The organism is Accumulibacter sp. (assembly GCF_016789985.1).
In the GTDB taxonomy this organism is placed as follows: domain Bacteria; phylum Pseudomonadota; class Gammaproteobacteria; order Burkholderiales; family Rhodocyclaceae; genus Accumulibacter.
This window is the reverse complement of the sequence record NZ_JAEUOL010000100.1, coordinates 1-7,138: the sequence shown is the minus strand read 5'-3', so window position 1 is coordinate 7,138 and position 7,138 is coordinate 1. Positions and strand designations below refer to the sequence as shown.

Genomic DNA, 7,138 nt, shown 5'->3' with positions numbered 1-7,138 from the left:
GGCCAGCGGCGAGAAGGTCCACCGGATGTCGAAGCGGCAGAACGAGCGATCCTGCGAAACGATGCTGATGCCGTTTGGCCGGGCAAGTTCGGTGCGCGTCCGGAAACGGTGCCGCAACAGTCCGAGTGCCAGACTCTGCTCGGTTTCGTAAGCGTTATGGTGATGCCGGACGATCCTCGCCTCGCGCATCAGTGGCACGAACTCCGGATAACGTTCGACATCGGCAACGACATCAAACAACCATTCGACTGGCAGTGCAATGGCACGGCTCTCACGGTGGGTGGCCATGGCACCTCGTGCTGCTCAGCTGCGCGGACGACTGAAACGCGTCAGGTTGTTCATCATCTCGACCGTCTCCTGACGAATCTCGCCCTTGGCCTGCTCGCGATCGGCCACCGGCCGGTCGTCGGCATCGAGCACTTCCATGCGAACGGTGCCGGTGGCATTGATCGGAAAGGCAATCTTGAACTTCTCGCCGAGATAGGCGACGCGATGCCAGTCGGCCGCGACAGCATATTCGCGGTGGAAGTCGGGGGCCAGCAGATTCTGCCCCTGCGAATAATCCTCGGCCGGGTTGCGCACGCCGAGCAGCGGCATCAACGTGGCCGGAATGTCGAGGTGGCTGCTGATGCCGCTCATCACGCGCGGCTTCTCTCCCGGCACCCAGAGCACGGCTGGCGTACTGGTCTGATAGCGGTTGAATTCGGCCGCATGCCCCCAGCGGTTGCTGCGCTCCATGAACTCTTCGCCGTGATCGCCGAGAACAATCACGATGGTATCGTCGAGCAAGCCCTGCCTGCGCAAATGGGCGATGACCCGCCCGATCTGCCGGTCGACGTGGTGCGCCGCGTTGAGATAGCGATTCTTGATCTGCTCCATCTGTCCCTTGAAATCGGCCGACAGGTAATTGAAGTCGTCGAGATACGGCCGGGCGATGACGCTATCCACCGGGAAGGTGTAGTTGGCGTGCGTCCCCTCGAAGAACATGTAGGCCATGAATGGCCGGTTCGCGTCACGCCGGTCGATGAACTTGAGGATTTCATCGATATTCAACCGATCCCTCTCCCAGGCCGGAGGACCGTCGGACAGCGGATGCATGTCGGCCGGGTTCATCTTGAGGAAGACGGTCTTGTCAAACGGCGGGTAAGTGAAAGCCGTGCTGGTATGCAGGCTGAACTGGTAGTTCTGCTGCTGCAGGACATCCATCAGCAACGGCGAGCGCGCCGCCTTGAGCATCGGAAACCAGTAATTGCCGTACAGACCGTAGAACATCGAGAAGATGCCCATCTGGGTGGCGTTGCCGCCGCTGAAATGATTTTCGAGGCGCAGCGCCTGCTCGGAAAACTGCCAGAGACTGGGCATGATGGCCGGATCGAGCAGGTCGAAGCGCAGCGATTCGGCAACCAGCCAGACAATGTTCGGCGGACGCACCGGCGGTTCGATGTGCAGCGGTACCAGCGGGTAGCTCAGGGCGCTGTGCTTGACATGCACGCCATCGGCCATTGCATCGCCCAGGCTGACCCCGAGGCGGGAGGCCAGTTTACGGAAGGTGGTGGGCAGATAGAAGGGATAACGTTCACTGGCGAAAAGAATCGGTTGGTAATTGACCGCCGCACTGTAACCATAGGCCAGGCGCTCGCCGACCGCGAAGGCGAGGACCGCCAGCAACACCCAGCGCGCACGCAGCGGCAGGCGGGCCGAACAGACTACCCGCCGCGTCGTCCACAGATAGGTTGCCACCTGCAGGCCAAACAGGGCGATGACGATCAGGGTGGCAGTCAGTTCGGTACTGCGACTTGCTCCGAGTGAGGCAATCCCGCCGGGAGACAAAACGAGGTCCACGACGAAACCGTTGATGTGGAAACCGTACATTTCATAGATCACCCGGTCGGCAAAGAGGAGAATCTGGATCAAGCCGGTCAGACCGATCAGCACGCTGGCCAGCAACACGCGCGCGGCACGGGTCGCCGCGCGCCGCGTCAGCCAGCGGTGCAGCAGGTAGCCGGGAATGACCGCCGGCAGGAGATAGAGGAAAGCGTAGCTGACCGTCGTGGCCAGCGTCCACAGACCGACCGCCAGCGAGCTGTAAGCCTTTTCCGTCGTGAAGACACTGACGTGCAGCACCGCCCACAGTCCACTGAGCAGGAAAAAGCGATCGATCTGGTTACGCGAGGGCAATACGGTCATGGCAGGTGTTTCCGGGCAGGAATCAATAGTCTAGCGCAAGAATCCTGGCACAAGAACCTGAGGCCAGTCTGAAGCCACCATCAGCCCGAGGTCGGGGCTGACCCATTCGAGTCGCCACCCTGCCATGGAGAATCTTTCTCCGGTGTGCATGGCCACGCATCCTGGTGGATAATAAGCGTTTGCTGATGGAGATGAAGGTCAGACCATGTCCGCACCACCGCTCAAACTCTCCGACGTCGTGCGCAATTTCGCTCCGGGCTGGTTTGCCTCGGTCATGGGGAGCGGCGTACTGAGTCTGACCACCCTCACCCTCGCGGTTCGCTGGCCCACCCTCGAGACGCCGGCCTGGGCTCTGCATTACTGCACCCTGTTGCTGTTCGCCGCGCTCGCCATACCGTGGACGAGTCGCTGGATACTGTACCCGCAGGCCGCTCTGGCAACGCTGCGACATCCGGTGCAGGCGAGCTTCTATCCGACCTTTTCGATCGCCATGCTGGTCATCGCGGCGCAATTCCTCGCCTTTGGCGAGCAGATCGACCTGGCACTGAGCTTCTGGTGGCCAGGGGCTGCGCTCACCTTCGTGCTCGGATTGGCCGTGCTCTACGCAATGTTCGCCGGCGAGCACCTGGGCCTCGAACACGTGACGCCGGCCAACTTCATTCCGGCCGTCGGCCTGGTGGTCGTGCCGATTGCCGGCGGTCCGCTCACCGGCCACCTCGCAGGGGGTGCACGCGACCTGGCGTTGCTGGTCAGCATCGTCGCCCTCGGTGCCGGAACGCTGATGTACCTTGCTCTGCTGAGCCTGACGCTGCAGCGCAAGTATCTGGCCAACCCGGCTTTCGGCATGCTGGCCCCGACCGTGTGGGTCCATCTGGCACCGATTGGCGTCATACCGGTGAGCCTGCTCAATCTCGCCGAGCAGTTGCCCTTCTCCCTGCCGACCGGCATCGTCCTCCTGCCCGGCCTGCTGCTCTGGGGCTTCGGCGTCTGGTGGGTGGCAATGGCCGCCCTGCTCACCGGCGCAGCGCACGCCCGCGGTGTGCTGCCTTTTGCTCTTTCGTGGTGGGGTTTCATCTTCCCGCTCGGTGCCTTCGTCGCGGCCAGCCTACGACTCGGCCGCGCCAGCGGCCTGGCCGGGGTGGAGTGGATCGGTGTCGGCTGCTGGCTCCTGCTACTCGTCCTCTGGCTGCTCACCCTGACAGGTACGATACGCGGCGTGCTCAGCGGCGCGCTGTTTCGCCCACATCCCTGAGGGTACAGCGAGCGATGTCGGTTAGAATGCCAGAACCATGAGCGGCCAACACTCACCCCGTCACGAGCATGAGCACGGACACGGGCAACATCGACACGGCGATCATGCCCACCAGCACACGGCCGATGCCGGTCCGCGCCTGCTCTGGGCATTGCTGCTGACCCTCTGCTTCGCTGCCGTCGAGGCAGTGACCGGATTCTGGTCGGGTTCTCTGGCCTTGCTGGGGGACGCCGGGCATATGGTCACCGACAGCGCATCGCTCGCGCTCGCCGCTTTCGCTGCCTGGCTGGCGCAACGCCCACCGACGCAACGTCACACCTACGGCTACGGCCGGGTCGAAACGCTCGCTGCGCTGGTCAATGTCCTGTTCATGGTGGTGGTGGTGGTCGGCATCTCGGTGGTCGCGGTCAGCCGGATTCTTGAACCGGTCGCGGTCAAGGGCGAAGCGGTGACCGTGGTCGCAGCACTCGGCCTGATCCTCAACATCGCGGTCGCCTGGCTGCTGATGCACGGCGAACAGACGATGAACACGCGTGGCGCGCTGTTGCACGTCCTGGGTGACCTGCTCGGTTCGATCGCCGCGCTGGTTTCCGGTGCGGTAGTCATGTGGACCGGCTGGATGACCGCCGATCCGCTGCTCTCGCTGTTGATCTGCACCCTGATGCTCGCGTCGAGCCTGCGCCTGCTGCGCGAAGTCCTGCAGGCGCTGATGGAAGGGGTCCCGGCCAGCCTGTCGACCGAACAGGTGGCACTCGTGCTGGCTGGCATACCAGGCGTCGCCTCGGTGCACGACCTCCACATCTGGACCCTGTCGTCGCGACGGGTTGCTCTCTCGGCGCACCTGGTCGTCGAATCGATCGATCAGTGGCCGACGGTCCTTGCCGGCAGTCGCCACGCGCTGGCCGAACAGGGCATCATGCACGTCACCCTGCAACCGGAACCGCTGAGCGCCCCGGTGCGCTGGCTGCCGGCCACCGCCAAGCCGCAGCAACCGGATGGTGCGCAGTCGTGAGCCGCTGGTCATTGAGCACACCGGGTGCGCAGGACCTGCCCGAACTGCTCGCCCTGCTCGAGAGCTGCGCCCTGCCCGGCGCCGACCTGACTGGGCAGCACCTGGCGGAATTCCTGGTCTGCCGCGAGGGTGGACGCATCGTCGGCAGCGCCGGTCTCGAGTTCTGCGCCGACGCCGTCCTCCTGCGTTCGCTCGCGGTCACTGCCAGCCATCGGCGGAGCGGGTTGGCCAGTCGGCTGGTTGCGGCGCTCAGCGAGCAGGCGCTGGCCAGGGGGCGAAGCGAGATGTTCCTGCTCACCACCAGCGCTGTCGCATTCTTTGCCGCGCTTGGCTTCCGCCGAGTCGATCGGCAACGGGTTCCGCCGGCAGTTGCCGCGACGGCCGAATTCCGCACTCTGTGCCCCGCATCGGCCGTCTGCATGCAACGCCAGCTGACCCCCAGCGCAGCGGCATGAGGGTGGTCGTGCAGCGCGTCGCCGCGGCCCGCGTCGAAGTCGCCGGAGAAGTGGTCGGAGTCATTGGACCGGGTCTGCTGATCCTGGCCGGTTTCGCGGAGAGCGACGCCGATGCCGACCTCACCTGGATGGCCGGCAAGCTCACCCGGCTACGCGTCTTCGCCGACCCGGCCGGCGTGATGAACTGCAGCGTCATCGACGTCAAAGGCGAGTTGCTTGCCGTCAGCCAGTTCACCCTCTTCGCGTCAACCCGCAAAGGTAACCGGCCTTCCTGGAGTTGTGCCGCCCGGCCGGAAATCGCGCAACCGCTGTTCGAGCGCTTCGTCGCACAGCTCGAGCGCATCCTCGGCCGCCGTGTGCCAACCGGGGTGTTCGGTGCCGACATGCAACTCCACCTGATCAACGATGGGCCGGTGACGCTGTGCATCGATTCGCAGCAGCCGGAGTAAGCCCGCCACGGGCAGGAAGGGCGGGCCGCAAACGGCAACGGCCCGCTTCTCGAAGCGAGCCGTTGCCGTTGAATCTTGGCGTCCCCACGGGGATTCGAACCCCGGTACCTACCGTGAAAGGGTAGTGTCCTGGGCCTCTAGACGATGGGGACCCGGACCTTCTTTCGGCTTGTGGTGGAGGTACGCGGGATCGAACCGCGGACCTCTTGCATGCCATGCAAGCGCTCTCCCAGCTGAGCTATACCCCCCGCGCGAAAGAAGCGGCGATTATAGGGAGTGGGCACCCCGCTGTAAAGCGTCACGCGCAATACAGCGCAGCAGATTCGGCATGTACGCATGACCGTGATGCTAAACCGGACTGCCGGGAGAAACGGCGACGCGCTCGGCGCGCGCCAGACGCTCGATCACGACGGAACGCGGGAAGACGGCGATCAGCGCATCGACCGACGGTGTCTGCTCCAGTCCGGTCAACAGCACGCGTAACGGCATGGCCAGTCTGGGCATCTTAAGCCCGTGCCGGGCAACGCATTGCTTGATCAACGCCCCAATGGCGGCGGCTTCCCAGGAAATCCCGGCCAGACCCGCGGCGAATTCGCGCAACATGGGCAACGTTTCACTGCTCAGATGTTTTGCCAGCAGTTCGGCTTTCGGCTGCAGGTCGCGGTAAAAGACCTCTGCCACATCGGCCAGTTCGTTGAGGTTGGTCACTCGCTCCCTGTGCAGTTCGATGATTGCCGCAAGCGAGGGTTCGGCGGTAACCGTCACCCCACGCGCTGCGAGGCGCGGCCCGACCAGCGCCAGCAGCCGTGCGGTGTCGGTACGCCGGAGGTAATGCGCATTCAGCCAGTTGAGCTTTTCGCTGTTGAACTGTGCTGCCGAAGGGGTGATATGGTCGAGGTCGAACCATTGGCAGAACTGCTGCATCGAAAACACCTCGTCATCGCCATGTGACCAGCCGAGACGTGCCAGATAGTTGCACACCGCCGCAGGCAGATAGCCGGCCTCGTCGTACTGCATGACGCTGACCGCGCCGTGGCGCTTCGACAGTTTCTGCCCGTCGTCGCCCAGGATCATCGACAGGTGTGCGTAGAGCGGCACCTGTGCGCCGAGAGCCCGCAGGATGTTGATCTGACGCGGCGTGTTGTTGACATGGTCGTCGCCGCGGATGACATGCGTGATACCCATGTCCCAGTCATCGACAACGACACAGAAATTGTAGGTCGGCGAACCGTCGGCGCGCGCGATGACCAGATCGTCGAGTTCGCTGTTGGCGATCTCGATCCGCCCCTTGACCAGGTCATCCCAGGCGACCACGCCGGCGGCCGGATTGCGGAAGCGCACCACGGCGGGCACAGCGGCCGGCGGCGTCGGCAGCACTTTGTCCGGTTCGGGCCGCCAGCGGCCATCGTAACGCGGCTTGAGGCCCTGCGCGCGCTGCGTCTCGCGCAACTGATCGAGTTCCTCGGCGCCCATGTAGCAGCGGTAGGCGCTGCCGGCGGCGAGCATCTGCTCGATCACGACACGATAGCGGGACATGCGTTGCGTCTGGTAGAACGGTCCCTCGTCGTAGTCCAGCCCGAGCCAGTTCATGCCGTCGAGAATTGCCTGCACCGCTTGCGGGGTTGAGCGGGCAAGATCGGTATCCTCGACGCGCAGGATGAAGCTGCCGGCGTGGCGGCGTGCGTAAGCCCACGAGAAAAGGGCGGTGCGTGCACCGCCGACATGCAGGAAACCGGTCGGGGACGGGGCAAAACGGGTACGGATCATGATGGCTGGTCGCAGG

The 7,138-nt window shown here is 64.2% G+C and carries 7 protein-coding genes and 2 tRNA genes; 4 read left to right on the top strand and 5 right to left on the bottom strand.

Translation table 11 applies throughout. The features are described from left to right. Both JNK99_RS05960 and JNK99_RS05955 read right to left on the bottom strand, forming a co-directional pair. The coding region (locus JNK99_RS05960) for an SRPBCC family protein (RefSeq protein ID WP_291850056.1) at positions 1-288 on the bottom strand (288 nt) is incomplete at its 3' end. A 15-nt stretch (positions 289-303) separates the two neighbouring features. Beyond that, the gene (locus tag JNK99_RS05955; RefSeq protein WP_291850053.1) at positions 304-2,187 is read right to left on the bottom strand and encodes a sulfatase-like hydrolase/transferase; all 1,884 of its coding nucleotides are present in this window, start codon (positions 2,185-2,187) and stop codon (positions 304-306) included. 205 nt (positions 2,188-2,392) lie between these two features. On the opposite strand from JNK99_RS05955, the gene JNK99_RS05950 reads away from it, so the two are divergent. From JNK99_RS05950 to dtd, 4 genes are read left to right on the top strand one after another with little or no spacing between them, the layout of a single operon-like run. Further along, positions 2,393-3,439, top strand: coding sequence for a C4-dicarboxylate ABC transporter (locus JNK99_RS05950; protein WP_291850050.1), 1,047 nt, complete (start codon positions 2,393-2,395; stop codon positions 3,437-3,439). A gap of 37 nt (positions 3,440-3,476) precedes the next feature. After that, entirely contained in the window at positions 3,477-4,451 is a 975-nt protein-coding gene (locus JNK99_RS05945) for a cation diffusion facilitator family transporter (protein WP_291850047.1), read from the top strand. After that, positions 4,448-4,906 (top strand): arsenic resistance N-acetyltransferase ArsN2, encoded by a 459-nt coding sequence (gene arsN2, locus JNK99_RS05940; protein ID WP_291850044.1) that lies wholly within the window; start codon positions 4,448-4,450, stop codon positions 4,904-4,906. Before JNK99_RS05945 ends, arsN2 begins: the two co-directional genes overlap by 4 nt. Further along, entirely contained in the window at positions 4,903-5,355 is a 453-nt protein-coding gene (gene dtd / locus JNK99_RS05935) for a D-aminoacyl-tRNA deacylase (RefSeq protein ID WP_291850041.1), read from the top strand. Before arsN2 ends, dtd begins: the two co-directional genes overlap by 4 nt. Positions 5,356-5,431: 76 nt before the next feature. Here dtd and JNK99_RS05930 read toward each other — a convergent pair. From JNK99_RS05930 to gltX, 3 genes are all read right to left on the bottom strand, one after another. After that, positions 5,432-5,507 (bottom strand) — tRNA-Glu (locus tag JNK99_RS05930). A gap of 20 nt (positions 5,508-5,527) precedes the next feature. Continuing rightward, positions 5,528-5,603 (bottom strand) — tRNA-Ala (locus JNK99_RS05925). A gap of 100 nt (positions 5,604-5,703) precedes the next feature. Continuing rightward, positions 5,704-7,122: a glutamate--tRNA ligase gene (gltX, locus tag JNK99_RS05920; protein WP_291850059.1), complete on the bottom strand. Its 1,419-nt coding sequence runs from the start codon at positions 7,120-7,122 to the stop codon at positions 5,704-5,706. Between the last annotated feature and the right edge of the window lie 16 nt (positions 7,123-7,138).

Excerpts from the sequence above, each read along its gene's own strand:
- JNK99_RS05950 (WP_291850050.1), top strand. The coding sequence starts at position 2,393 with ATGTCCGCACCACCGCTCAAACTCTCCGACGTCGTGCGCAATTTCGCT.
- JNK99_RS05955 (WP_291850053.1), bottom strand. The coding sequence starts at position 2,187 with ATGACCGTATTGCCCTCGCGTAACCAGATCGATCGCTTTTTCCTGCTC.
- JNK99_RS05945 (WP_291850047.1), top strand. The coding sequence starts at position 3,477 with ATGAGCGGCCAACACTCACCCCGTCACGAGCATGAGCACGGACACGGG.
- dtd (WP_291850041.1), top strand. The coding sequence starts at position 4,903 with ATGAGGGTGGTCGTGCAGCGCGTCGCCGCGGCCCGCGTCGAAGTCGCC.
- gltX (WP_291850059.1), bottom strand. The coding sequence starts at position 7,122 with ATGATCCGTACCCGTTTTGCCCCGTCCCCGACCGGTTTCCTGCATGTC.